Source organism: Flavobacterium saliperosum (assembly GCF_900100625.1).
Lineage (GTDB): Bacteria > Bacteroidota > Bacteroidia > Flavobacteriales > Flavobacteriaceae > Flavobacterium > Flavobacterium saliperosum.
Window position 1 is genome coordinate 1 of sequence record NZ_FMTY01000007.1, and the last position, 24,999, is coordinate 24,999.

Consider the following 24,999-nt stretch of genomic DNA (forward strand, 5'->3'; position numbering starts at 1 on the left):
GTAACAGGAGCGCTTTTTTTATGCTATAACCGGAATCAATTATCGGACTGGTACCACTCGGCAAACGAGGATTCGGTTTCCTGGAGTTTTAGTGAATGCGGTTTGTGTTCTCATGAGAAATTTACTTTCATATGAAAGGATTTCAGCATTCAATTTAATACAAGGAAGTTTAAGTATGTGTAGCCACCACTTCTTTTTTTAAAGTCTGATTCGGTGGTCTTTTATTACCATATTTTGTACTTATTCGGAAAACGGCTTACATTAAACAAATCAACTCGCGATAGCCGATGCCAAATGTGATTTTACGCCAAATAAGGCCGATTACAGGGTTTGTTTTGATAAAGACCGACGTTTGTCGACTTGGACAATTTGAGTTGCTTAAAAGGGGTTTTAGGGTCTTTTGCGCTTCGTTGGATAGTGGGAATAAAAAAAGACCGCAATTGCGGTCTTTTTTTGTGATATGTATTACAAATTAGTTGATGGTAATGTCGTCAATTTGCATGGTAGTCGTAATCCCTCCATTTCCGTTTCCGTTGTATTCAAAGATGAAATAACCATTTCCGGTTAAAGCACCTGGGATAGCATAATTTCCACTGTTTGTGAAGTTGGTAGGGTAGCCACTCGCCGGTCCGTTAGGGATACTGAAGCTTGATGTGATATCCACTAAAGTAGCTCCGCTGATATTGGCACCCGGTACATAGTCCATAGAGTAATATACTTTCAACGGAGAACCGTTATCAAAACCGGATTTTGTTGCGAAAGATAATGTGTTGGCAGCCGTCATATCAACCGGAACAATGAATAAAGTTCGGTTCGCTTCCGGTGTACCTCCGAATGAACTCATCTGGATATATTTGTTACCACTGAAAGTTTTCACTTGCCAATATCTGCTTCCCACCACAGCATCGTTGATGTATTTAGGGAAAACCTGTTGATTTGTTGTCGTGTACGATGTAAAAGGTTCGGATAATGTACCTGAGTACAAAATTCCGGTTCCGCCAATTGGAGGATAAAAGTCAATAGCCAATCGGTCATTGGTTAAATTGATGTCATTCTCTGTTCGGACCATGAACTGGAAATCGCTTCCGAATTTCGTTAAAACGCCTCTGATTTTACCGTTTTTGTTGGAAATTGTTTTCTGTGCAAAAACAGCGAACTCACTTACTCTCACAATGATAGTATTCCCAAATTCATCGGTAATAAGATGATTGGTAGCGCCGCCAAGGTTATTTATGGACGGGTCGAAATATTTTTTTCCAACAGAGGCATCTGTAAACTGAACATTGTCAAATTCAATCAGCATGTTCAAATTCGCATTGTTTTTTGCCTGGGCAACAGTCAGATGTTTCACAATGTCATTTTCATCGACTTTCTCGCAAGAACGTTTCACGATGTTCTGGTATTCCACGCCTGAGATTCTGCCCACTTCATCATCACCAAGATCGGCAGGGGTACTGTTGTTGTATAAGGAACCGATTACCGTGGAGTTGTTTTCCGTAACAAAGTAACGGTCTTTCATGTTCACATACACTTTTCTTCCCGGTTCGAATTTGGTGTACAGGTTGTAGGCGTCAATTGGCATACTGAACCCTACAGCACCGTCTAATGAAATTAGAGAAATGGATTTGTAAAAATTCCCGCCTTCATCACTGGAAGTAACATACGCTTCAATTACATCGTCACCTAAATATTGCTGATAAGTGGGTGTAGCAGTCGTTGTGATGTCCTGAACTGTTTTGGTAACGGTCAGTGTGTTACACTCGCCGGACAAATCCGGAGTGTTATAATCGTCTCCGTTCACACAACCACTGATTGTAGCTGCCAATAAAGGGAAGATTAATAAGCCTTTTATATTCATTTGTTTCATAACGAATTAATTTAAAGAATAAACTTTTATCTTATCTACTTGAAATAAACCATCTAAAGTCGATCCGTTACCGGTAACTTTAAAAGCAATATGCAATGTTCCCGTATATGTTGATAAATCAATGTTCCCGGATGGAATATACGTATAATTGTTGGTGGTGTTGTCAGCAACAGTTGCGTTAAGCGGAACCCATGTGGCTGTTAAAACGTTCGTGCCATCATAGTCCGATGAAACGAAAACCTCCAATTTGTTGTTGGCATTATCCACGAAATTACTTGCCGATTGGAACGACAGTATTTCACCTTCATTGGCATCCATATTGATTGCCGGAGAAATCAGCCAGCCGATATTGGAAGCTTCGCCACTGCCAAAAGAACTGAATTGTGCATACCCGTCGTTGTTGAAATCTCTTTCAATCCATTTTTTTGTTCCCGCTTCCGCAAAATTGGTCCATCCTTCATAATCCAATACCTGATTGAAATCAACTTCATTGAAATCTTCAGTGAAAATTACCGGTCGTATGGTAGGAATATCAAATTCATCTTCATTAACACAACCAGTAAATAAACCGGCTGATAAGGACAGGATGAAAATAGGTTTTAAAAATATTTTTTTCATGGTCTTTTGATTAGAAGTTAATGTAGAAGTTCACAAAATACGTTCTTCCGTATCCGTAGAAATATTTAGGACCAAAAGCTGGCGTTCCGTTAACGTTATCTTGCTGTGAAGATGTGAAAGTGGCCTTTCTGGACTGTTCGAAACCTCCGGTTTTGTATTCAATGTCAAATACGTTATTAACAGAGGCAAAGAAACCTAAAGTACTTCTTGTTTTGCTGTTAATCATCCATGATTTACCTCCTGTTAGGTTTACCAAAGTGAAAGAATCAAATTTTTCCTGTCTTAAGGATTTTCTAACACTTTCTTCCGTAACTCCCGGGTAGGAAACACCTGAAGTCTCATCAATAGTGAAATTATCGGTTCTCAATACGCTGGAAACATCCAAATAGTTGTCCGCCATGTAGTTGGCATTAGCGCCAATCCACCAGAATTTAGGGTCGCGGTATTCTATGCCGGCAGAGTAAGCCTGTTGTGGCATACCCGGCTGTCTGTATCCTTTAAGGTAGGTTTTGCCAAAGTCAACCACAGGGAACTGATTGTTCATTGATGCTAAAGCATCATCGTTAACTTTCAGGTTCGGATTGTTGGAATAGATGTATTGACCGTAGGAAGCCGCACCCGTTACTTTAATCGTAGAAGTTATCTGGTATTCGATACCTAACTCCGCACCGATGTTTCTTTTGTCAATTCCGGTAACAATTTCACTGATGAACGCATCGTCATCACCTGCGGAAGAGTCGTCGTTTTCGGAAATACCCTCACCGTAATAGAATGAAATTTCGGATGTGTTTTGTATTTTAGACATAAAACCGGTTAAACGCGCTTTTAATTTCGGTGTTCTCAAAACATAACTTGCGTCGGCACTGAACACTCTTTCATTGTCTATATCCGGCGTAATGTTGTTGTTAATTCGCGCATTTGCAAAAGTGTTTCTCATGTTTGGCGCTTTTGTCATGTAGGCTCCGTTGAAGTTCAGCAAATGGTTCCCTGTAATCTTGTAGGTTAAACCACCTTTGAAACCGAAGTTCTCAAAAACCATTTTTGCGCTTTCGCCATAAGAATTGTTTGCATAAATACCGTTTCGGTATAAACCGTCTCTTTGGTATTGGGAACGGGAGAAGGTTTGTGCCAGGTAGAAATCAGCTTTTTTGAAGTTGAATTTGAACTGTGTAAACCCGTCAAAAACAATGGCGTTTAAGTTGTAATTGTAACCATAAGTGTCACCTTCACCAACTTGTCTGTCCGGATTGTTCAAATCCGACTGTGTGGCATCTCCGGAATAGAAAGGATCGATGTCATTGAAATGCTGTCCTCCCATCAAGTCCAAAAGATTCTGAAAGTTGTGTGATTTTAATTTTCTGAACGTAACACCTGCATTAAGATTAATGTTGTCGGCTAATTCGGAAGTTAAAATGGAATTGGCAGAAATCTGCTTGTCATCCGTACGGTCTTCGTAAAGTACGTAAGCGCTGTTGCCGGAAGCGGTGTTTTGATTTGCCTGATACATGGCGTTCCAGTTGATCTGGCTGTTGGCAAGGAAATAGTTTCTCGCGTTTTCTGCCTGAATGTAGTCCGGCTGCCATTCTCCTGTTGAAGTGTGGTAGTTCAGATAGTAGCTTGGTAAGTTTCTGTAGTAAGTAGGGTCAGGATTGTTTGCCAACTGATAATCCAGTCTGGAATTTCCAACCGAACCGGATTGGTAAGACACATTGGTATTCAGGGAATTTTTAGTGTTGATTTTCCAGTAATGACTCAACATCATGATAGGTTCCTGGATGTCTTTGTCTCTGGAATTTCTTTTCTTGCCATCTTGCCATCCCCAGTAAGAGTTGTATTTAACCCCCATTAGGTCGGTCACTTCTTTGGTATTCGGTGATGATTTTCCTCTGCTGTTTTCAGCATAAATGGAAGTGAAGTTCAAACTGTGTTTTTCGTTGAATTTTTTCTCAACACTCGCGAAAAGGGAGTTGGCAGAATAGTCGGTTCCTTCAAAATACCCTTCATCAGCCCATCTTCTGGAGCCGGAAACCACAAATGCCCAACCTTTTTTATTCATTCCGGAAGCATGGGTTCCCATAGCTCTCCAGCTGTAATTCGTATTGGTTCCCGAGAAGGAGACTCTGTTTCCGGGTCTGTAGTGGGATGCTCTGGTGTTGATTTCCTGAGTTCCTAAAATTCCTCCGAAAGTATAATCGGACGGTGCGGAACCCATCGTGAATTCCTGGTTTCTGGTAGCATCATTCAAGCCACCCCAGTTGCTCCACTGCGGTCTTCCGTCGTAAATTTTGTTCATTACAATACCATTAATCATGGTAGTTCCGTATTCGTTGTCCAAACCTCTGATTCGGAAACGGGCTTGTCCCCAGTTGAAAGCGGCCGCTTGCTGGTACGCATCACGGGAAGCCTGTAAAAGTCCGGATGTGCTTTCCGAACCACTGTTGTCGTCCCCTAAGTCGTTTTCGGTAATGGTCACTAAGGCCAATTGTTGTTCCGAAGTAATGTCTTCTTCCAAAACAACCACACCCAAGTCCAGGGTTTCTCCTTTTTTAATTTCAATTGCAAAAGTTTGTGAAGTATAACCGGTGCTACTGATTTGTAGGGACTGATTACCTCCGGCTACAGCAGCAAAAACAAATTCCCCCAAAGCATTGGTTAATGCCGATTGGTTCGTGCTTTGAATGGTTGCTACAACATTTCGTAATGGTTTCTGAGTTTTTGAATCCACAACCTTACCTTTCAGAGAAGGGTTTTGTTGTGCCCAGGCAAAAACGACTTGCATTACAAGTAAGGTACAAATTACAAGTTTTTTCATAAAAAAAATTAAAGTTAATCCCCTGTTTATTAAAGATTAAGAGACAAAGGGTGGCAAATTTACGGGTTTTCAAACAACTAGCAATGTTCTTGTTGGATATTTTTAAAAAACTTAATCATAAGTTAATCTTAAAATTTTACAATTTATAAAAAATAAATCAGTATTTAAAGTTTAAATTACTGAATACTAAACAATTGTGCTTTTTTAAAATGTGTATGTCCGTCCCGAATCTGTCCTAAAAATTTATTAACGAAATAAACGTAACATTTTGGCATTATTATTTTACATTTGTTGCCCCAAAACAAAAAAAGCTTTGGTCTTCAATGTTTTGGTCTGATATTTGTAATGTTTAATTTTAATTAAGTCTTTGAGGGCCTGTTGTATAGGCTGGTTAGTAATAAAGAAAGATACTTGTACTTATGAAAAATAGAATTGCTGTTTTGTTTGTGTTGTTTTTTTCAATGGCGTCAATGACGGCGCAACAGAAAAAATTTGCCGTGCACACCGTTGCGTTTTATAATTTTGAAAACTTGTTTGATACCATCAACGGTCCTAATTACGACGAAGAGTGGTTACCGGATGGTGCGCAAAACTGGACGGGGAAAAAATACAAAAAGAAACTGGACAATCTGAGCCGTGTGTTGGTCGAATTGGGTACCAGTGACGTGCAAAAAGAATCGCCGGTTTTAATTGGCGGTTGCGAAATTGAAAACCGCAGAGTGTTGGAAGATTTGGTAAAACACCCGACTTTAATCAATAAAGATTACGGGATTGTTCATTTCGATTCTCCAGACAAACGTGGAATTGATGTAGCCTTGTTGTATAAAAAGAAGCATTTCCAGCCGTTGAGCTACAAAAACATTCCTTTGATTATTTACGAAGGAGGCGCCAAAGACAAGAAAGACAAAAAAGAGGCTGCCGAGGAAGACGAAAAAGAGGAAAATGTAAACCTGGATAAGGTGACCAAAAGAATCTATACCCGTGACCAGTTGTTGGTTACCGGTTTGTTGGATGGTGAAGAAGTAAACGTTATCGTAAACCACTGGCCATCGCGTTCCGGAGGCGAAAAGAAAAGCAGTCCGAACCGTGAAGCGGCCGGAAGACTCAACCGAAAAATCATCGATTCCATTTATGCAATCAATCCGAATGCGAAAATCATCTCCATGGGGGATTTGAACGACGGAAGTTTCAATAAAAGTGTGAAAACCGAAGTGGGTGCCAAAGGAAAACGCAGCGAGGTAAAACCGTTAGGCATTTACAACCCGATGCAGCAAATGGCTGAAGAAGGAATCGGAACCCTGGCTTACCGCGATGCCTGGGATTTGTTTGATATCATCATGGTGTCGGAACCGCTAATCCGCAACGATTACTCTTCCTGGAGATATTGGAAAGCCGGCGTATACAATAAGCCGTTCCTGGTTCAGAAAACAGGACAGTACAAAGGATATCCGCTCCGAAATTCCAATGGAGAGGTTGGTTTCAGCGACCACTTCCCGGTGTATGTCTATCTGATAAAAGAAGCAAAATAAAAATAATAAGGTCGGCGAAAGTCGGCCTTTTTTATTTTCGTAAATTAGCAGGGCAAAAAATACAATTATGGCTGTTCAAAAACCATTCAACCTCAATCAGTGGATTGACGAAAACCGACATTTACTGAAACCGCCGGTAGGGAATAAAAACGTGTATGTGGCATCCGAGGATTATATCGTAATGATTGTGGCCGGACCCAACGCCCGTAAAGACTACCATTACAATGAAACAGAAGAACTGTTTTATCAGTTGGAAGGGAATATCACGGTGTATGTTCAGGATGAAGGGCAAAAGCGAGCCATGCAACTTTCCGCCGGCGATATGTATCTGCATCCGGCTAAAGTGCCCCACTCGCCGGTTCGCTCCGAAGGTTCAATCGGATTGGTAATCGAAAGAAAGCGTCATGACCTTGGTGCCAAAGACGGCTTGTTATGGTTTTGCGACAACTGCAATCATAAACTCTACGAGGTCTACTTCGAATTAAGTGATATCGAAAACGATTTCCTGCCGCATTTTCAACATTTTTACAATTCGGAAGCGCTGAGAACCTGTTCCGAATGTGGTACGGTTATGGAAACCGATCCGCGATTCGTTTCGAAATAGTTTCATTTCAACATTTTTTAATTCGTAACACCCTGTTTCTCTTTGTGTTAGATTTAACTATTTAAGGTGTTAAGGATTTAACAAAAATGAGTAACTTTGCAGAAAATTTTAAAAACCGACTTAAATTATAATAATGGCAACAACAGCAGTAGACCAATTTGGTATTCAGGAAGCGTTACAGCAATTAGGCTTAAAAGAAATAAACGAAGGAACTTCTACAGGTTCCAACTGGTTTTCCAACGGGAAAATCATCGAATCGTATTCACCGGCAACAGGCGAATTGATCGGAAAAGTAAAATCATCCACAAAAGAAGATTACGAAACCGCCATGAGCGCAGCAGAAGAAGCGTTCAAAACATGGCGTTTGTTACCGGCTCCAAAACGTGGTGAAATCGTTCGCCAAATGGGTGAGGAGTTGCGTAAAAATAAAGAAGCCCTTGGTAAACTGGTTTCTTTTGAAATGGGAAAAAGCCTTCAGGAAGGTCTTGGTGAAGTTCAGGAAATGATCGACATCTGTGATTTCGCAGTAGGTTTGTCCCGTCAGTTACACGGTTTAACCATGCACTCTGAGCGTCCGATGCACAGAATGTACGAGCAGTGGCATCCGTTCGGAATCGTTGGAATCATTTCCGCGTTCAACTTCCCGGTAGCCGTTTGGTCTTGGAACACGATGTTGGCTTGGATTTGCGGCGACGTTTGTATCTGGAAACCAAGTTCAAAAACACCTTTGTGTGGAGTAGCTTGTCAAAACATCATCCAAACGGTTTTGGAAAGAAACAATCTTCCGGAAGGCATCAGCTGTTTAGTAGTTGGTAACGAATCGGGTGATTTAATCAATAACGACAAACGTATTCCGTTGGTATCGTTCACGGGTTCTACAAGAATCGGTCGTCACGTATCGAAAACGGTAGCGGAACGTTTCGGAAACACCATCCTGGAATTGGGAGGAAACAATGCGATTATCGTTTCAGAAAACGCCGATTTATCCATGGTATTGGTAGGAGCGGTATTCGGAGCGGTAGGTACAGCAGGACAACGTTGTACATCCACCCGTCGTTTAATCATCCACGAAAGTGTATACGATAAAACGTTAGAAGTATTGAAAAATGCTTACGGACAGTTGAAAATCGGAAATCCATTAGACGAAACCAATCACGTTGGACCACTTATCGACAAAGGTGCGGTTCAGGATTACTTAAACGCGATCGCAAAAGCGAAAGAAGAAGGCGGAAGAGTAATCGTTGAAGGTGGCGTTTTGGAAGGTGAAGGGTACGAAAGTGGCTGTTACGTGAAACCATGTATCATCGAAGCGAAAAACGAATTCGAAATCGTACAACACGAAACGTTTGCTCCGGTATTGTATGTAATGAAATACAGCACTATTGAAGAAGCGATCGCGATTCAAAACGGGGTGCCTCAAGGATTATCCTCATCCATCTTTACCAACAACATGAGAGAAATGGAATTGTTCCTTTCTGCGGCTGGTTCCGATTGTGGTATCGCAAACGTAAACATCGGAACTTCCGGTGCGGAAATCGGTGGAGCTTTTGGTGGTGAGAAAGAAACCGGTGGTGGCCGTGAGTCAGGATCGGATGCTTGGAAAGCCTACATGAGAAGACAAACCAATACGATTAACTACGGAACCGCGCTTCCGTTGGCTCAGGGAATCAAATTTGATTTCTAATCGGATTTATCTTAATATTGTAACCCGGCTCCTTTGAGTCGGGTTTTTTATTTTTTAAACATGTATAAGAGACTTAATGGATACAAGTATAATTGGATATTCGTTTTAGCGATGTGTCTGGGTATTTTTTTTGTTTTGATAATGTTGTTTGCGCAGGTGAAACTTCCTGTTAGTAGGGTTAATGCGTTTGACAGTCTTCCGATTCTTGTATTGTTGACATTTGGTGCTATTATAGCTCCCGTTCTCGAGGAATTATCTTTTAGAGGATTCTTTTCTAACAGTAACAAATTAAAAATAATCGCTTTGATTGGATTTTTATCTTATACGAGTTTGATGTTTTATTCGAAATATTCAATTGATTTTGCTGTTGCTAATGCATTGATTTTTTTGGTATTGATAACGCTCTATTATAAGTTTAAAAACAATTCAATTTTCGTTCTTTTTGTTATTACCAATGCGGTAGTTTTTGGATTGATTCATTATAACGCGACTGATTTTATTGGTCAGATAAATCCGTTCGTTCTGGTTCAAATCATATTGGGTTTGTTTTTAACATGGATAACAATTAACAGTAAGTTGTGGCTGGCTATGATTTTTCATGGAGCATGGAATTTAATAGCATTAACCGCCATGTTGTTAAGCCTTCAGTTTGTTTCGAAGGAAATAAACGTAATAGAAAGAGATAATGTGAAAATTTCTTATCAGCAAGTACCGGTTTTAGATTCCAAAGTTATTACCGTCGCTAACGAAACTAATAAAGTTATCGGAAAGAATACGACAATTAAAACGCTCTTGGATTTTGCTTTAATCGATTCGGATTTAAAAGGCAATTATTCTTCCATAGTTCCTATGGCTCGGTACAATTTTACCATTGAGTTCAAGGACGATAAAAGAAATTTTGAAACCGTTTTAAAGATACTTCAAGAGGAAGAAATGGTTATCAAAAATTAAAAACAAAAACCCGATTCAAACGAATCGGGTTTTTTAATTTATACAATGTCGAATTACTTCGTCTTTTTCACATACTGCGTAAGGATAACAATATGCTGTCCTTCCACACGGCCTTCAATTTGTTCGGCATTGTCCCAAACCAATTTGATGTTGTGTACCGCCGCACCACGTTTTGCGGTGAAATTAGCGCCTTTTACGTCCAGATCTTTAATCAGTACTACAGAATCCCCGTCAAACAAAATATTGCCGTTTGAATCCTTGTGGATGATTTTGCCTTCATCGTCATCGCCTTCTCCGGTCGCTTTTGCCCATTCCAAGGCTTCTTCATCCAGATACATCATTTCCAGCAGGTCGTTCTTTTTTAAACGGGTAAGCATACGCCAGGAAACAATCTGTACCGGTAAATGCTCGCTCCACATGCTGTCGGAAAGACAATGCCAGTGGTTGGCATCGGTGGTTTCCGGGTTTTCAATCTGCCCCACGCAGGTGGTACAGGCTAAGATGCTGTCGTCTAAGGTGTCTTTGGAATCCGGTGGAATATTATATACGGTTAAATCGTGCGGGTTGCCACACAATTCGCATTTCGAATCACTTCGGTCTTTTAATTTTTTTTCAATTACGCTCATAATAATGTGTTTGGTGTTTATAAAATAAGGGTGTTTCGGAGTTTAAAATCGGTATCCCAGGCTTAACCCGGCATTTAATTCGACAGCCCAAAAACGCTCGTTTACGTCTTCGCTGAAATTACGGCTAAGGTTGGCATAAGGCGCAAATGCAAAATGATCGTTCCATACCCATTTGTAGCCCATGCCCACGCCTAAAATAAAGCTGTCCAGGTCGGTTTTCTTGATATAGTCTTGGTTTAGTTCGTCGGTCTTTTTTTCTTCGAAATCACCGAAACGGTATTTCAGCATTGGGGAAATATAATAGCCGCTGCTGTTGGCACTGAAATAGAAATTGGCATTCAGACCCACACTGTTCGTATTGAATTTGTACCCGTCTTTTTTCAGTTCCGGCCAATACGAGTAGCGGTCGTTGATGAAAAGTTCACCTCCAATGGAAAAGCCATCTTCGATGAAATGTTCATAACCCACTTCCACCGACTGGATTACGATGGTGTTGAGGAAGTTCATCTTTACCTCATTTTTCTTTTGTGCGTTAACCGAAAACAGTCCGATAAACAACAGTCCGAACAGTAAGAATTTATTTTTCATGGCTTCAATTTTTTTGTAAAGATACGGATTAGTTGCGACCCCGCTCTTCCGGATACAATTCCGGCAGCGGTTTGCTTTGCCAGAATTCTTTGGTATCCACATCCATAATGGTCAATCGGCCTTTGAATGCGGCACCGGTATCGACATTCCAGACATTCGCACGATTCACCGGAACCGAATACCCTATGCGGGTTACCGGCGTGTGTCCAATGAAAATTTCTTCGTAAAGGGACATGCGTTTCGGGAAAAACAAGTCTTTTCGGGAAAGGGTTTTGTCCATCGCCAAGGCCGCTTCCCAAAGGGTGCGGTCCCAGCAGAACATGCCTCGGAAATATTCGTAATGCACCCCTTTCTGATTCGTAAATCCGGCATGAATGAACAGGCGGTTTTGTTCGTCCAGGTGAAAATCATGCAGTCGGGATAAGAACTCGATGTGTAGCGCGATTTTGTCGGCTTCAATGTGCTGATATACCTCTACGGTCGACTGTCCGCCGTGCAGGCGCCATTCGTCGTTGTCTTCCCCTTCCGAAAGCCATTGCAGCACCATTTCCTCATGATTCCCTCGGATAAAAAGACAATTGTGCGTTTTATCCAGCTCAATCAGATGGTCAATGACATGGGGCGTGTCGTTCCAGCCATCCACAAAATCTCCCAAGAAGATGAGTTTGTCGTTGGGTGTCACTTTTGCCCGGTCCAAAACCTGTACCAAGGCTTTGAGTCCGCCGTGTATGTCACCGATTACTAAGGTTCTGCTCATGAGTTGCGCTTAATTTTATTCAAATGTCCAAAAAACAATCGGGATTATCAAACCCTACGCAAACGAATTCGAGAATTAACATTTTTTGACGAAAAGCCGCAAGAGCTCCACCACCCGTTATGGTAGTTTTGTCCTGTAATGTCAGGGTCTTTCAAACTAACTAAAAACAACGATAACACTTAAAAAATGAAAACCACCACCACACTACTTCTTATTTTTATTGCCTTGCTTTTGTTGCAATCCTGTTCACCGGAAGACCCGGAACCACAATTAAAACCCGTATCCACAACGATTGATTATACCGATGCGATGATGCAACGGGATTCGATTTCTAAAGATGGGGAGGAGACGGATCCGCCGACTAAACCGATTATTGTGATAATTAAGCCATAGATACAAATCAACGCAATCTTTGTTTGATATAAATTCTTATTTTTGGAATTATTTAAGTAAACAATTTTGAAAATTAAATTAAAAATTATTCTGCTTTTAATTTTATCAATTTCAAGCTGCGAAAAAAAAGAATCTAATTTAAAAGGAATTGATTCTGAAAATGTTGATTCATTATTGACTTGGTCACAAAAAAATAATATTGACAAAGAGAAAAGAATAGCTTTTTTGAAAAAAGCCGATAAATTATTAGTAAAAGATTATGATTCAAGTTTTCGAGATAGATATTATATTTTAGCTTCTCTTTATCATTATAATTCAAATGAAAAAAGGAGTTTAGAAATTCTTGAGTTCGTTAAAGAGAAAAGTTTATTATTTAAGGATACTTTAGGGTTAATTTTGACCGATTGTCAAATTGCTAATTCAAATAGTAGAGCTTTCAAAATAGATTCTGCTTATTATTATTTTACTAGGGCAGAGAAGCTTTCAACAAAACTTAAGAGCAAGCCATACTTTGACTTCATCCTGTTGAATAAAGCCGATCTTTTATGTTTTCAGAGGGATTATGTTGGAGCAGAAGTGAAGGCGATAGAGGCATTGAGGATTGCAAAACGAAAAAACAATAATCGCTTGATTTATGATTGTTATATAACTATCGGGAATTCTTTATCAGGTATTAAAAATTATGATAGTGCAAAAGACTACTACCAAAAATCAATAGAAAAATCAATAGAGCTTAAGAATGATCCCCAATATGTGACATTGAAGGCCCAACCTTATAATTATATTTCAGAAATTCTTCTTAATGAAGGAGATTATATTTCAGCAATCAATTATGTTGAGAAGGCATTAAAACTAGCCAACTTCAGAAAAGTTGATCCAGCAATGTTTTCCTACTTAAACAATAAGAAGGCAATTGCTAAAATTAGAATAACGCAAGATGGTTCCCTTAAAATATTAAAGGAAACTTTAAGAATTGGAGATAGTTTGGGAAATAGTTCCATCGGATTTACTTCAAGATTTTATTTGGCGGAATATTATCTATCTGTTGGTGATACCTTAAGAGCTAAAGAGTATTGTGAAAATGGAAAAAGGATAGCAATAACAAAAAAGAATTTCGAAGGCGAATTAAAAACCATGGAGTTGCTTGCCAAAATTGACCCCAAAAATAGTGCATTCTACAATGAGCGCTTCATTTCTCTAAACGACAGCCTCCAAAACGTAGAACGCGCCACCCGCAATAAATTCGCCCGGATTGAATTTGAAACCGACGAAATCACCACACAGAAAAACTTGGCAGAAGCCGAAAAGGAGAAAATATCGGCACAACGCTGGATGATTCTCGGTTTCAGTCTTTTCTTTCTTGCCGTGTTTATTTTCCTTTACATTTCGCACAGGCAACGTTCCAAAAACAAGGAACTCCAATACCTGCAGCAACAACAGAAAGCCAATGAGGAAATCTATCGCCTGATGCTGGACCAACAGCAAAAAATTGAAGAGGGCAAGCAAATCGAAAAACGACGCATTTCCAAAGAACTGCACGACGGGGTGATGGGAAAACTTTCATCTATTCGGATGAACCTCTTTGTTCTAGGTAAAAATCCCGATTCCGAGACTTTAATCCGATGTATGGAACATGTGGATGAAATTCAGAATATCGAAAAGGAAATCCGGAAAATTTCGCACGACCTGAACCAAAATCTGTTTGCCGACGCTTCCGATTTCATGCTCATGGTGACCAATCTTGTGGATAACATCCGGGAACATTCGGCCATCCATTTCAAAATCATCGCCGACGAGAAAATCGATTGGAACCGAATCAACAGTTCGGTGAAAATGCAGGTATACCGAATCCTTCAGGAAGCGTTGCAAAACATCGAAAAATACGCCAATGCCACTACAGTGGTTATCAGTATGCTTGAAAAAGAAGATCACCTGAGTGTAACCATCACTGATGACGGTATCGGATTTGACCCCCGTTCCGGGAAAAGCGGTATCGGACACAAAAACATGCACGAACGCGCAGCAGAAATCAATGGCAAATGCATTATTTCGTCCGCTATCGGAAAAGGAACGGCAATTAATTTGATAATTCCAACATAGTTTTATACTTTCACGCGAAAATATAACACGAAAATGGCTGTTAAAATTCTTTTTGTAGATGACCATCCTTCCCAAATCCTTGGTTACAAAACAATCTTAACCTACAATAACCGGAATCTTGACATTGAAGCGACCGAGTGCTACAATTGCAAAGACGCCTTTTCAATTATTACCGATACGGTTAATCCTCCCAATTTTGATTTGGTTTTTTTAGACCGCAGCATGCCCGCCTATGAAGAAGGGGATATCTTTTCCGGGGAAGATTTGGCGGTCTTATTGAAGAAAAATTATCCGGACACCAAAATCGTTATTCTCACTTCGCACGCGGAATCGTTTATTATTTACGATATCGTGAAGAAAGTCAACCCGACAGGCTTGCTGATTAAAAGCGATTTCAGCGGGGAGGAGCTCCTGTCGGCTTTCGATCGGATACTGGACGGTGCAACCTATCATAGTGAAACCGTCCGAAAAGCCATTAAGGAACTGCTTTCCCGGGAGGATTATCTGGACAGCATCAACCGGCAAATCATTATGCTCATTTCCCAGGGCTTCAAAACCAAAACGATTGCCGGGGAAATCAATCTTACGGAAAGCGCCGTGGAAAAGCGGAAAGCCAAAATAAAAGACTACTTCTGTATCGATAAGGGTAACGATGAAGACATTATCCGTGAAGCTAAAAAATTAGGATTTATCTGACTTTAACATTAATTGCGGAAAAACCACAACGCCAGCTTTTTTCATGATAGTACTTTTACAACATCAAATTACTGCAGAAAAATTTGAAGTTTAAAAAGTAAAAAATTAAGAATTATTAAAATTAAAAAAATCATGAAAAAATTATTATTTGGGTTTGTTGCTGTTATTGCTTTTGGTTTAAATGTGAGTGCTAAAGAAGTTGTTTCTACTGAAAAATTGTCTGAGAAAGAAGCGGTTGTTTCTTCAAAATCAGATTCAGAAGATTTATTAAAAATTAAGATTACAATTGATTTTGGAAGAAAATCAAAAGATTGTACAGGCTTTGGAGTATGTTCAATTGTTCTTGAAGGAGATATTCCATTAGATCAGATTTCTTTCAGAGGAGAGGCTAACAGTAATGGAAATCTACAATTAGAAGTTACAAAACTTGGATTGGAATCAATAATTAAAACTTTTGGTAGTAAAACAATCATTTTAGAAGAGGATTTCACGGTTTCGAGTGAAGTTTGCAAACAGATTGGACTAAAAGAAGGATACACTGTTAAAGCAGGAAAATATACTGTAACCACAGACCGTTCAGGTATTAACTCTGTTATTTTGTAAATAGGAATCTTGAATAAAGCAAGTGAATTTTCACTTGCTTTATTTATTAAATAAATACAAAATGAAAAAACTACTAATCACTATTTTCTCAGCCCTGCTGTTTGTAAGCTGCAAAACCGTATTATTAAAGGTAAAAGGGGTAAAAGACCCCAAAATAGAGAACTATAGCTCTGCCAAAAAGTATCTGCATAAAAATGATATGGACACGACAAGGGTTGTTTATTTTAAAGACTTTTATTCTCTTGCCCAAGCTTCCAAAAAAAAGTATTTACAAATCCCAGACACCTATTTCTTTGACAGAAACGGAAACTTTGTTGATTACAGAAAGTCAGCGACGGACTGTAATGCCAAAGTGGATGGTTTTATTCAGGATTTAAATGCTTTTTCCGAAGCTAAGAAGGATTCCACAAAAAACTTAACAGAGTTGAAGAGTTTTTTAGTGGGTTCCGATAAAAAATTGTTATCAGAAAAACCAGGAGAAATTACCGTTTTTATCACTTGGGCAAGGTATGCAGGTGCCTTAAACAAAGAAAAAGCCTTCGACTGGGTCAAACTGCTGGAACAAGCCAAACAAAAAGGAATCAGTGTCAATTACTATCTCTTAAACTGCGATTTTCAGGAAAGCTGGAACCTGACCAAAGAGCAAAAAGAAGCTTTGGGCGTTAATTAAAAAATCAAATGAAAAACCATTATTTTTTGGCGGCCCTAGTGTTGCCTGTCCTGTCTTTTGCCCAAACGGAAACGACCTCAATCGAATTGGATATTCGCGGTAGGAGTTGTATCGGAGGTCTTGGAATTTGCACCACAACCTCACCGGAACTTTATAAAACAAGTATGAAAAACTTTAACGTCTCCAAAAAGTCGTTCAACACGATGTTGTTGCAAATTGAAATCGAAAAACTTTCCGTGGAAGACCAGATAATGTTTTTCGGAAAAGAATACGCGAAAATAGCTCCCAATGAAATCCTCGAGTTTACTCAGGATGAGGATTTTGTTTTCGACAAGGATACCCTGCTTTATTTGGGTTTCGATACCAAATACCAAGTGCTGAAAAAAGGAAATTATCCGATTGAAGTTACCAAAGACAAGGTGGCGGTTACACTCACTTTATCGGAGGGTTAAAAATTGCACCACAACGCTATCGTTCACATGAAAAAAATCCAATACCAATTCGTCATTCTGCTGTTGTTTCTGATACAACAATTGCAGGCCAAAACTGTTTTCGATTCCGAAAAAGAACCGAACGAAGTTGTTATGGAGTTGACAGTTGAAATTCAGCGTGTCCAAAAAGAATACCATACCAAATACCGGCTGTTGAGCAATCAATTGACCGAAATAAACCAAGGGTTGGCTACAGAAAACAACCGGGACCGGAAAATGGATTTTCTGATTAAAAAAGACGAAATCAAAGAACAAATCCACTTCCTTCAGTTGGAAACGAACAGTGAAATTTCCAAAATCCGTTACCTCAAAGGGTTACAGGTTATCAAGACCTTATACGAAAAAGTACTGAGTCTGGACCATCATTTCGCTTCGGTGAGAACGTTGAACGAAATCAATAAAATTTCAAACCCCAATCAGTACCCCGAATACAGCAAGTTAAAAGAAGTAGTAAACGCCAAAAAAGACAAGAAGACAAGCCTGGATTTAACTGCTGTATTGGGTACTAATACCATTGTTTCGGTGGTGCAGACCTTCACCAACATGATCGCTTCCAGCCTTACCAAAGAGGAAAAGGAAAAAGAACTGGCCAATGTGGATTGTATCCTCGATTTCACACTGCGCATGCAGAATGATTTGAATACGATTTATTTCGAAACCGCTTTTCTGCAAACCAGTAACGAAAAAATCAAGAAGGAAATAGAGTTGCTTTTTAAGGATTATACCAAACCGATCGGGTATGTTGCTACATTGGAAAATTGTCGAACGAATGACGATTGGGAAACCATCACCCAAAAAATGGAAGAATACCTTGCCAAAATGAAAACCACCACAGGAACCTCACAATACAAAATGCAGGTCAACATGGAATTTCCCATCGATCGCCTGCTGCAGTTCATCACCCAGTACAATAATTTCATCGATCAGGGCGGGAAATTCTACGAGAAATTCAAAATCATCCTCAACAGTTATGAAAACGCCAAACAATGTGAAACCAAACTGCCGCTGGAATACAAAAAACTAAAAGCCGATATCGACGTAGCCATCAACAAGTTCAACGTGGCCTACAAACCGGTGGAAGTCAACGGCACCAAAATGAAAGAAATCCTATACGGCCTCAACGAATTCGATTAAATGATACAACTGCTCCTCACGTTTATTTTATATACGGTAGAAATACTCTTACGTTGCTTTAGCGCCTAGTTGTATTTCACTTTTCGTAAAATACGCATCACTTCCTTAAACGACACATAAACCGAGGAGTGCTCCCGCGCTTTTAAAAACGGTTTCGCGTCAATCAGTTTGTACTTGGCCTCCTCAAAACCGTTGAGGTAACAAATCATCAGCGTAGAAGGCAGGTTTTCCAGATCCTTTTCTTCCCGATCCGATAAAACCAACCCTTTTTGCAGCTTCGCAATAAGCGTTAAGTTCGAATTGTAAATGTGGTACAGCATTTTCCGGTTGTATTCCGGCGGTTCAAACAACATTTCCGTGTCCATTTTGTAGTAGCCGTTTTCATAAAAATGAAGCGTCACCTTCTCCAGCGGATAATAACTCGTCTTGTCGTTCAGCCCGAGCGGAACATATTCGGTAATCGTGAAATTGTTGTCGGTATACTCCACCGTAACCTCGTCCAGTGCCGAGTAAAACAGTTTCACCTGTTCGTTAATCAGTTCGATGTCCACGCGGGAAAAGAAGGTTTTATCGCGCACCCGCTTCTTGTTGCCCGCCCAACACACCACGAAAAGTTCTTTAAAAACCTTGTACTTTGGGTTCATGTCCTTGTGGCGGTTGTTCATAAAATCAATTACACTTTCCAACGTATGGGCAATGCTGTTGCGCGAATTGTTTTCAATGCTGATGACCGTTTCCGTATTCAGGTTTTTGGCTTTAATCGACATCGGAATCTCGTCGGTCGTTTCCACCGGAATCGTATTACTGCCCCGACGCACAAAAACACTTTTCGCGGCAATCGTGTGAATCCCTTTTTTAAACGACGAAATTTTATTGTTCGGTTTGATGGTTACCAGTCCCACCACCTTGTCTTTGGGTAAATTCGGGAAGGGTACGTTCTCGTATTGGATTTTCGGCGGATGTTCCAGAAAAGCATTCACCAGATTCTGAATCCGGCTGTCGTCAAAAAAATCATCCCCCACAATTTCATTGTCCTGATCTTCCACACCCACTACGATATACGAATTGTTCATCGGATTCGAATTGGAAAGCGCACAAATGTGTTTCAGGAACTTCGCTTTGCCTTCCTTGGTATGCAGATTCAGCTGTCTTTTTTTGTCATAAAAACTGCTTTCATCATTGTGAGCCAGCAGGTTTTTAATAAGAAGACGTTTGTTGATCATCTCAAAAAAGGGTTTAGGTTTAAAAACACAAAATTTTTATAAAGTTCGTTAATTTTTGTTAACGTTTGTAAGATGTCCTCTTAAGGATGCGTTATGAATGTACTAATTTATAAACAGATTCTCATGAAAAATTTAAAAAAGTATTTGATGTTGCTTTTGATTATCGCCCCTCTTTCCGGCTTATTGATAAGTTGTAACGACGAGGATGACACTACGCAAGGAACTTCAAAAGTAACGGTTCGTATGACAGATGCCCCTGGCGATTACGATGAAGTCAATGTTGAGGTTTTGGACGTGATGATTAAAAACAACTCCGACACCTCGGATAACGGATGGGTGAGTATCGGAAACATCAGCCCCGGAATTTACAACCTGTTGGATTTAACAGGAGGTATTACTGTTTTATTAGCCGATAACGAAGTGCCGTCAGGCTTATTGGGTCAGATTCGTTTGGTTTTAGGCGATGAAAACACCGTAGTGAAAGACGGAGTGACATACCCCTTAAACACCCCAAGCGCCCAACAATCCGGATTGAAATTACAGATAAACCAAACACTGCAGGCCGGAGCAACGTATAACTTCCTTTTGGATTTTGACGTGGAGCACTCTGTTGTTGTTGAGGCCGGCGGCTCCGGAAATTACAATCTGCATCCGGTCATCAGGGTTACCACCGAGGCCACTTCCGGAGCCATCAAAGGAACAATTTTGCCAATTACGGTGCAAACGTTAGCTTCCGTTGAGGTAAACGGAACGTTGGTTTCGGCGTATACCAATGAGCAAGGCGTGTTTCAGTTAAACGGTATCCCTTCCGGCACGTATACGGTAACGCTAACCCCCGACATCGCTTCCGGACTGACTGTTTTAGTCGTTGAAAATGTGGTGGTGGTTAACGGAGAAATAACCAACATGGGAAGCCTCACACTGCCATAAGTTAAAGAGAAATAAAAATTTTATTAAAAGACAGCTAAAACCAAGGCTGTCTTTTGTTTTTTAACCAATTATTAACAACAAAGCACTAAATTAATTATCAATTTGCATTATTAAAATATCTTATTAATTTCACGGCTCAAAAAAACACACAAATGGAAGATACAACAACTACTCTGGATATTAGAGCGATTAATGAAAAAATAGAGAGAGAAAGTGCTTTTATTGACCTTCTGACTATGGAGATGAACAAGGTAATCGTAGGTCAGAAAACGATGATTGAAAGATTACTTATCGGGCTTTTGGCTCAGGGACACATTCTTTTGGAAGGAGTTCCCGGATTAGCGAAAACATTAGCCATCAATACCCTGTCACAAGCGGTTCACGGTACTTTCAGCAGAATTCAGTTTACACCCGATTTGCTTCCTGCCGACGTAGTGGGAACCATGATTTACAATATGAAAGTGAACGACTTTTCGATTAAGAAAGGTCCCATTTTCGCGAATTTCGTCCTGGCCGATGAGATCAACCGAGCTCCTGCCAAAGTGCAATCGGCGTTGCTGGAAGCGATGCAGGAAAAACAGGTAACCATTGGGGATGAAACATTCAAATTAGACAAGCCGTTCCTGGTTATGGCGACACAAAACCCGGTGGAGCAGGAAGGAACCTACCAATTACCGGAAGCACAGGTCGACCGTTTCATGCTGAAAGTCGTTATCGATTACCCTAAAATGGAAGACGAACGTCTGGTGATCCGTCAAAACCTAAACGGCGGATTCGAAAAAGTAAACCAAGTCGTTTCTTTAGAGCAGATTTTACGCGCGCAACAAGCCGTTCGTGAAGTATACATGGACGAGAAAATCGAAAAATACATTTTGGATATCATCTTCGCCACACGTTACCCTGAAAAGTACAAGCTGGCCGATTTAAAACCGTTAATCAGTTTCGGAGCTTCGCCTCGTGGAAGTATCAATCTGGCTTTGGCCGCGAAATGTTATGCGTTTATCAAACGTCGTGGCTATGTCATTCCGGAAGATGTTCGCGCTGTAGTTCACGATGTGTTGCGTCACAGAATCGGAATCACCTACGAAGCGGAAGCCGAAAATGTGACTTCGGTAGACATCATCAACAAAATCGTTAACGAAGTTGAAGTACCTTAATCAGTAAACAGTTTTTAGTCATCAGTAATCAGTTGCTCTGCGCAACGTATTTAACTGACCACTGACATTCGACCACTGACCACTGAAAATATGGATACCAAAGAATTACTAAAAAAAGTACGGAAAATAGAAATCAAAACCCGAAGATTGAGCGATCACATCTTTTCGGGCGAATACCATACATCGTTTAAAGGCCGCGGAATGACTTTTTCGGAAGTACGCCAATACCAATTTGGTGACGATGTTCGTGCGATTGACTGGAACGTAACGGCGCGTTATAACGAACCGTATGTGAAAGTTTTCGAAGAGGAACGCGAGCTAACGATGATGCTGATGGTGGATATTTCGGGTTCGGAAAGCTTCGGAACCAAAAACCAGCTGAAAAGCGAAATCGTTACCGAAATCGCGGCTACCATGGCATTTTCGGCCACACAGAACAACGATAAAATCGGACTGATTCTGTTTTCCGACCAAATCGAATTGTTCATTCCACCCAAAAAGGGGAAATCACACGTACTTCGCATCATCCGGGAATTAATCGAATTCGAGCCGAAAAGCAGAAAAACCGATTTGTCCCAGGCCCTGAAATTCCTTTCGGGCGTGCAGAAAAAGAAAGCCATCGTCTTCGTAATTTCCGATTTCATGTCGGCCGATTACGAACAAACCTTAAAAATTGCCGGCAAAAAACACGATGTAACCGGCGTTCGTGTGTATGATGTTCGCGAAGAAACCATGCCCAACCTCGGAATGGTCACCATGGAAGATGCCGAAACCGGGGATATCCTGGTGGTGAATACCAATTCGAAAGCGGTGCGCCTGGAATATGAGAAAAACTATCAGGACAACGTGAAATATTTCAGGGAAACGTTTTCCAAATGCGGTTCCGGAACCGTAAGTACGCGCGTTGACGAAAGTTATGTGACAAAATTATTGGGCTATTTTAAAGCTAGAAGTTAAAAATGAGTAAACAACTTTACATATTTCTTTTTTTACTGATGACCGCCTTGGGTTTTGCACAACAACCGGTGCAAACCAGCGTCGATTCGACTAAAATCAAGATTGGCTCCCAATTCAACTTAACCTTGAAAGTAAAAGGAACCAAACAAACCCGCGTGGCTTTTCCGGAAACGAAAAGTATCGGACAATTGGAGGTTTTGGAATCCTATCCGGTCGATACGATTAAAAAAGAGACGCAGTACGAATTCATCAAAAAATACGGATTAACCCAATTCGATTCGGGGCGTTATGTGATACCAAGAATTCCGGTGTTAATCGGTAACCGTCAGTTTTTATCGGATTCTGCGGTAATTGAAGTGAACAATGTGGTGGTGGATACGCTCAAACAAAAAATGTACGACATCAAACCCATTGTGGAAGTTAAAGATCCGTCGTCCAACTTTTGGTGGTATTTACTGGGGATTGTTGTTTTGTGCGGATTGGGATTTTTGGGTTATTTGTTGTACAAAAGATACCAAAACCGTCCGAAAGAGGAAGAAGTAATCTATGCTTCGCCTATTGAAAAAGCGACCAGTCTATTACAGAATTTAGAGAAAAAATCCCTTTTGGAACAAGGCGATGTGAAATCGTATTATTCCGAAATGACCGATATTACGCGTACCTACATCGAAGAAACGGTTCAGATTCCGGCTATGGAAAGTACCACCGACGAACTTTTGGAAGCGATGAAAAAAGCGTCGATGAAAAAGAAAATGGGCATCCGTCAGGAAACGATGGAAACGTTCGAAAAAATCCTCAAAAACGCCGATTTGGTGAAATTCGCGAAGTCCAAACCGATGGATTTTGAAATTTCCGAAGACCGAAAAAATATCGAAAAAATCATTCTGACCATCGATAAGGCGCTTCCGAAAGAAATCGAGGAAGACGAAACCGATTCGGATTATGCCAGACAACAGGAAGAACTCAAACGCCGAAAAATTAAAAAGCGCAATGCCGCTATAGGTTTCGTGGCCGGATTCACTATTTTCTTTATCCTCGGTTCGATATTCTTTAACGGAATCAATCTTTTTGGCAGCTCTACTGAAGCACTGCACGAGAAAGATTGGATTACCAGCGAATACGGCAATCCGGGCATCATTATTTCAACTCCCGAAGTATTGAAACGAAAAGATGCGGAAAAAGAAGTTCCGAAAACCGTTATGGCCATGGTCAAAGAAATGCAGATTTTCGAATTTGGCGGTTACTTCGACGAGTATTATATTGCCGTAAGCACGTTAAAATACAAAAAAGAAACCCAAATCGATCTGGATAAAGCGCTTGAAGGCGGTTTGCAGGCCATGGAGCTGAAAGGCGCTCAGGATATCATCGTGAAAACCGAAGATTTCAATACCGGCGAAGGTTTGTCCGGACGAAAAGCCTACGGAACCATGAACATGCTGGACGGCATCAGTAAGAAGTCCACGAAAGTGTACTACGAATTCGTCATGTTCAGCCAAGATGGAGGATTGCAACAGATACTGACCATGTACAAAGAAGGAGATGAATTCGGACAGAAAATCACGGCACGAATTTTAGAATCAGTCGAACTTAGAAAAGCAGCGCCATGATGAAGAATATCACTTTCGCCAATCCGGAATTCTTTTGGCTGTTTTTAGTGCTGCCATTAGCCATCGGCTGGTATTTCTGGAAAAGAAACCAACAGTCGGCCACTTTGAAGGTAAGTTCCGTTAAAGGATTTAAAGCCGCACATTCGGTTTTGCCGAAAATGAAACCCTTGTTGTTTGCCATGCGCATATTGGCGTTGGCTTCGTTAATCGTCGCTTTGGCCCGACCGCAATCTACAGACGTAACCAATAAATCAAGAACCACCCGTGGCATCGACATTGTTATGGCGATTGACGTTTCCGGAAGTATGCTCGCTAAGGATTTGAAACCGAATCGTATGGAATCACTGAAAAAAGTGGCAGCCGAATTCGTGGAACAACGTCCGAACGACCGAATAGGGTTGGTGGTGTATGCCGCGGAAGCCTATACGAAAACACCGGTGACCAGTGATAAAGCGGTAGTTTTGGAAGCGCTTAACGGAGTAAAATACGACAATGTCTTGCAGGACGGAACCGGAATCGGAGTGGGATTGGCCACAGCGGTCAACCGACTTAAAGACAGTAAAGCGAAGAGTAAAGTCATTATTCTATTGACCGACGGGGTGAACAATTCCGGATTTATCGACCCGCGAATGGCGTCGGAAATCGCAAAAGAGTTTGGCATTAAAGTATACACCATCGGAATCGGAACCAACGGCATGGCGGAATTTCCATATGCGATTGCACCGAACGGACAATTTTTGTTCCGTATGATGAAAGTGGAAATCGATGAAAAATTGATGAAGGAAATCGCGATGATGACCGACGGGAAGTATTTCAGAGCCACCAGCAACAAAAGCCTGGAAAACATCTACAGCGAAATCAACAAACTGGAAACCACCGAAGTACAGGAACAACGTTTTTACAATTACGATGAAAAATACCGTTCTTTAGCTTTGTTCGCATTAGGGTTCTTAGTGTTGGAACTGTTATTACGAAAAACCATTTTTAGAAGTTTTATCTAGT

23 protein-coding genes are annotated in these 24,999 nt (G+C 40.6%); 16 read left to right on the forward strand and 7 right to left on the reverse strand.

Features of this window, described 5'->3' with window-relative positions; all coding sequences use genetic code 11:
• Window positions 1-472: 472 nt before the first annotated feature.
• From BLQ05_RS11550 to BLQ05_RS11560, 3 genes are read right to left on the reverse strand one after another with little or no spacing between them, the layout of a single operon-like run.
• Window positions 473-1,867, reverse strand: coding sequence for a DUF5689 domain-containing protein (locus BLQ05_RS11550; protein WP_023577600.1), 1,395 nt, complete (start codon window positions 1,865-1,867; stop codon window positions 473-475).
• Between the two features lie 6 nt (window positions 1,868-1,873).
• Window positions 1,874-2,485: a choice-of-anchor J domain-containing protein gene (locus tag BLQ05_RS11555; RefSeq protein WP_023577601.1), complete on the reverse strand. Its 612-nt coding sequence runs from the start codon at window positions 2,483-2,485 to the stop codon at window positions 1,874-1,876.
• Between the two features lie 10 nt (window positions 2,486-2,495).
• The gene (locus BLQ05_RS11560) at window positions 2,496-5,297 is read right to left on the reverse strand and encodes a TonB-dependent receptor (RefSeq protein ID WP_023577602.1); all 2,802 of its coding nucleotides are present in this window, start codon (window positions 5,295-5,297) and stop codon (window positions 2,496-2,498) included.
• 419 nt (window positions 5,298-5,716) lie between these two features.
• On the opposite strand from BLQ05_RS11560, the gene BLQ05_RS11565 reads away from it, so the two are divergent.
• The 4 genes from BLQ05_RS11565 to BLQ05_RS11580 all read left to right on the forward strand — a co-directional run bounded on the left by BLQ05_RS11565 (window position 5,717) and on the right by BLQ05_RS11580 (window position 10,065).
• A complete protein-coding gene (locus BLQ05_RS11565) occupies window positions 5,717-6,826 on the forward strand; it encodes an endonuclease/exonuclease/phosphatase family protein (protein ID WP_023577604.1) in 1,110 nt (369 codons plus the stop codon).
• 67 nt (window positions 6,827-6,893) lie between these two features.
• Complete coding sequence (locus tag BLQ05_RS11570; protein ID WP_023577605.1) at window positions 6,894-7,430, forward strand: 3-hydroxyanthranilate 3,4-dioxygenase; 537 nt, start codon at window positions 6,894-6,896, stop codon at window positions 7,428-7,430.
• 133 nt (window positions 7,431-7,563) lie between these two features.
• Window positions 7,564-9,114 (forward strand): L-piperidine-6-carboxylate dehydrogenase, encoded by a 1,551-nt coding sequence (gene amaB / locus BLQ05_RS11575; RefSeq protein ID WP_023577606.1) that lies wholly within the window; start codon window positions 7,564-7,566, stop codon window positions 9,112-9,114.
• A 60-nt stretch (window positions 9,115-9,174) separates the two neighbouring features.
• Window positions 9,175-10,065 carry a CPBP family intramembrane glutamic endopeptidase gene (locus tag BLQ05_RS11580; protein ID WP_081711869.1) on the forward strand — a complete coding sequence of 297 codons (891 nt, stop codon included), beginning with the start codon at window positions 9,175-9,177 and terminating at the stop codon, window positions 10,063-10,065.
• A 53-nt stretch (window positions 10,066-10,118) separates the two neighbouring features.
• On the opposite strand, the gene BLQ05_RS11585 is transcribed toward BLQ05_RS11580, so the two are convergent.
• Genes BLQ05_RS11585 through BLQ05_RS11595 form a run of 3 tightly spaced genes read right to left on the reverse strand, consistent with a single transcriptional unit; the run spans window position 10,119 to window position 12,036 of the window.
• Complete coding sequence (locus tag BLQ05_RS11585; RefSeq protein WP_023577608.1) at window positions 10,119-10,691, reverse strand: PhnA domain-containing protein; 573 nt, start codon at window positions 10,689-10,691, stop codon at window positions 10,119-10,121.
• Window positions 10,692-10,733: 42 nt separating this feature from the next.
• A complete protein-coding gene (locus BLQ05_RS11590) occupies window positions 10,734-11,279 on the reverse strand; it encodes a DUF3575 domain-containing protein (protein WP_023577609.1) in 546 nt (181 codons plus the stop codon).
• Window positions 11,280-11,307: 28 nt separating this feature from the next.
• Complete coding sequence (locus BLQ05_RS11595) at window positions 11,308-12,036, reverse strand: metallophosphoesterase family protein (RefSeq protein ID WP_023577610.1); 729 nt, start codon at window positions 12,034-12,036, stop codon at window positions 11,308-11,310.
• 186 nt (window positions 12,037-12,222) lie between these two features.
• Between BLQ05_RS11595 and BLQ05_RS11600 the strand changes: the two genes are divergently transcribed.
• The 7 genes from BLQ05_RS11600 to BLQ05_RS11630 all read left to right on the forward strand — a co-directional run bounded on the left by BLQ05_RS11600 (window position 12,223) and on the right by BLQ05_RS11630 (window position 18,123).
• The gene (locus BLQ05_RS11600; protein ID WP_023577611.1) at window positions 12,223-12,429 is read left to right on the forward strand and encodes a hypothetical protein; all 207 of its coding nucleotides are present in this window, start codon (window positions 12,223-12,225) and stop codon (window positions 12,427-12,429) included.
• 753 nt (window positions 12,430-13,182) lie between these two features.
• Window positions 13,183-14,529: an ATP-binding protein gene (locus tag BLQ05_RS11605; RefSeq protein WP_143000949.1), complete on the forward strand. Its 1,347-nt coding sequence runs from the start codon at window positions 13,183-13,185 to the stop codon at window positions 14,527-14,529.
• Window positions 14,530-14,562: 33 nt separating this feature from the next.
• Window positions 14,563-15,225, forward strand: coding sequence for a response regulator (locus BLQ05_RS11610; protein ID WP_023577613.1), 663 nt, complete (start codon window positions 14,563-14,565; stop codon window positions 15,223-15,225).
• A 132-nt stretch (window positions 15,226-15,357) separates the two neighbouring features.
• Window positions 15,358-15,828 (forward strand): hypothetical protein, encoded by a 471-nt coding sequence (locus BLQ05_RS11615; protein WP_023577614.1) that lies wholly within the window; start codon window positions 15,358-15,360, stop codon window positions 15,826-15,828.
• A 61-nt stretch (window positions 15,829-15,889) separates the two neighbouring features.
• Complete coding sequence (locus tag BLQ05_RS11620; RefSeq protein WP_023577615.1) at window positions 15,890-16,498, forward strand: hypothetical protein; 609 nt, start codon at window positions 15,890-15,892, stop codon at window positions 16,496-16,498.
• A gap of 8 nt (window positions 16,499-16,506) precedes the next feature.
• The gene (locus BLQ05_RS11625; RefSeq protein ID WP_023577616.1) at window positions 16,507-16,950 is read left to right on the forward strand and encodes a hypothetical protein; all 444 of its coding nucleotides are present in this window, start codon (window positions 16,507-16,509) and stop codon (window positions 16,948-16,950) included.
• Between the two features lie 27 nt (window positions 16,951-16,977).
• Complete coding sequence (locus BLQ05_RS11630) at window positions 16,978-18,123, forward strand: hypothetical protein (RefSeq protein WP_035655050.1); 1,146 nt, start codon at window positions 16,978-16,980, stop codon at window positions 18,121-18,123.
• 65 nt (window positions 18,124-18,188) lie between these two features.
• Here BLQ05_RS11630 and BLQ05_RS11635 read toward each other — a convergent pair whose 3' ends face one another.
• On the reverse strand, window positions 18,189-19,346 hold the full coding sequence (locus BLQ05_RS11635) for an ATP-binding protein (protein WP_023577619.1): 1,158 nt from the start codon (window positions 19,344-19,346) through the stop codon (window positions 18,189-18,191).
• 123 nt (window positions 19,347-19,469) lie between these two features.
• Here BLQ05_RS11635 and BLQ05_RS11640 point away from each other — a divergent pair, with 123 nt between their 5' ends.
• From BLQ05_RS11640 to BLQ05_RS11660, 5 genes are all read left to right on the forward strand, one after another.
• A complete protein-coding gene (locus BLQ05_RS11640) occupies window positions 19,470-20,276 on the forward strand; it encodes a DUF4382 domain-containing protein (RefSeq protein WP_035655083.1) in 807 nt (268 codons plus the stop codon).
• A gap of 152 nt (window positions 20,277-20,428) precedes the next feature.
• A complete protein-coding gene (locus BLQ05_RS11645) occupies window positions 20,429-21,433 on the forward strand; it encodes an AAA family ATPase (protein ID WP_023577621.1) in 1,005 nt (334 codons plus the stop codon).
• 90 nt (window positions 21,434-21,523) lie between these two features.
• The gene (locus BLQ05_RS11650) at window positions 21,524-22,390 is read left to right on the forward strand and encodes a DUF58 domain-containing protein (RefSeq protein WP_023577622.1); all 867 of its coding nucleotides are present in this window, start codon (window positions 21,524-21,526) and stop codon (window positions 22,388-22,390) included.
• 2 nt (window positions 22,391-22,392) lie between these two features.
• Window positions 22,393-23,997 carry a hypothetical protein gene (locus BLQ05_RS11655; RefSeq protein WP_035655051.1) on the forward strand — a complete coding sequence of 535 codons (1,605 nt, stop codon included), beginning with the start codon at window positions 22,393-22,395 and terminating at the stop codon, window positions 23,995-23,997.
• On the forward strand, window positions 23,997-24,998 hold the full coding sequence (locus BLQ05_RS11660) for a vWA domain-containing protein (protein WP_035655084.1): 1,002 nt from the start codon (window positions 23,997-23,999) through the stop codon (window positions 24,996-24,998). Before BLQ05_RS11655 ends, BLQ05_RS11660 begins: the two co-directional genes overlap by 1 nt.
• Window position 24,999 lies beyond the last annotated feature (1 nt).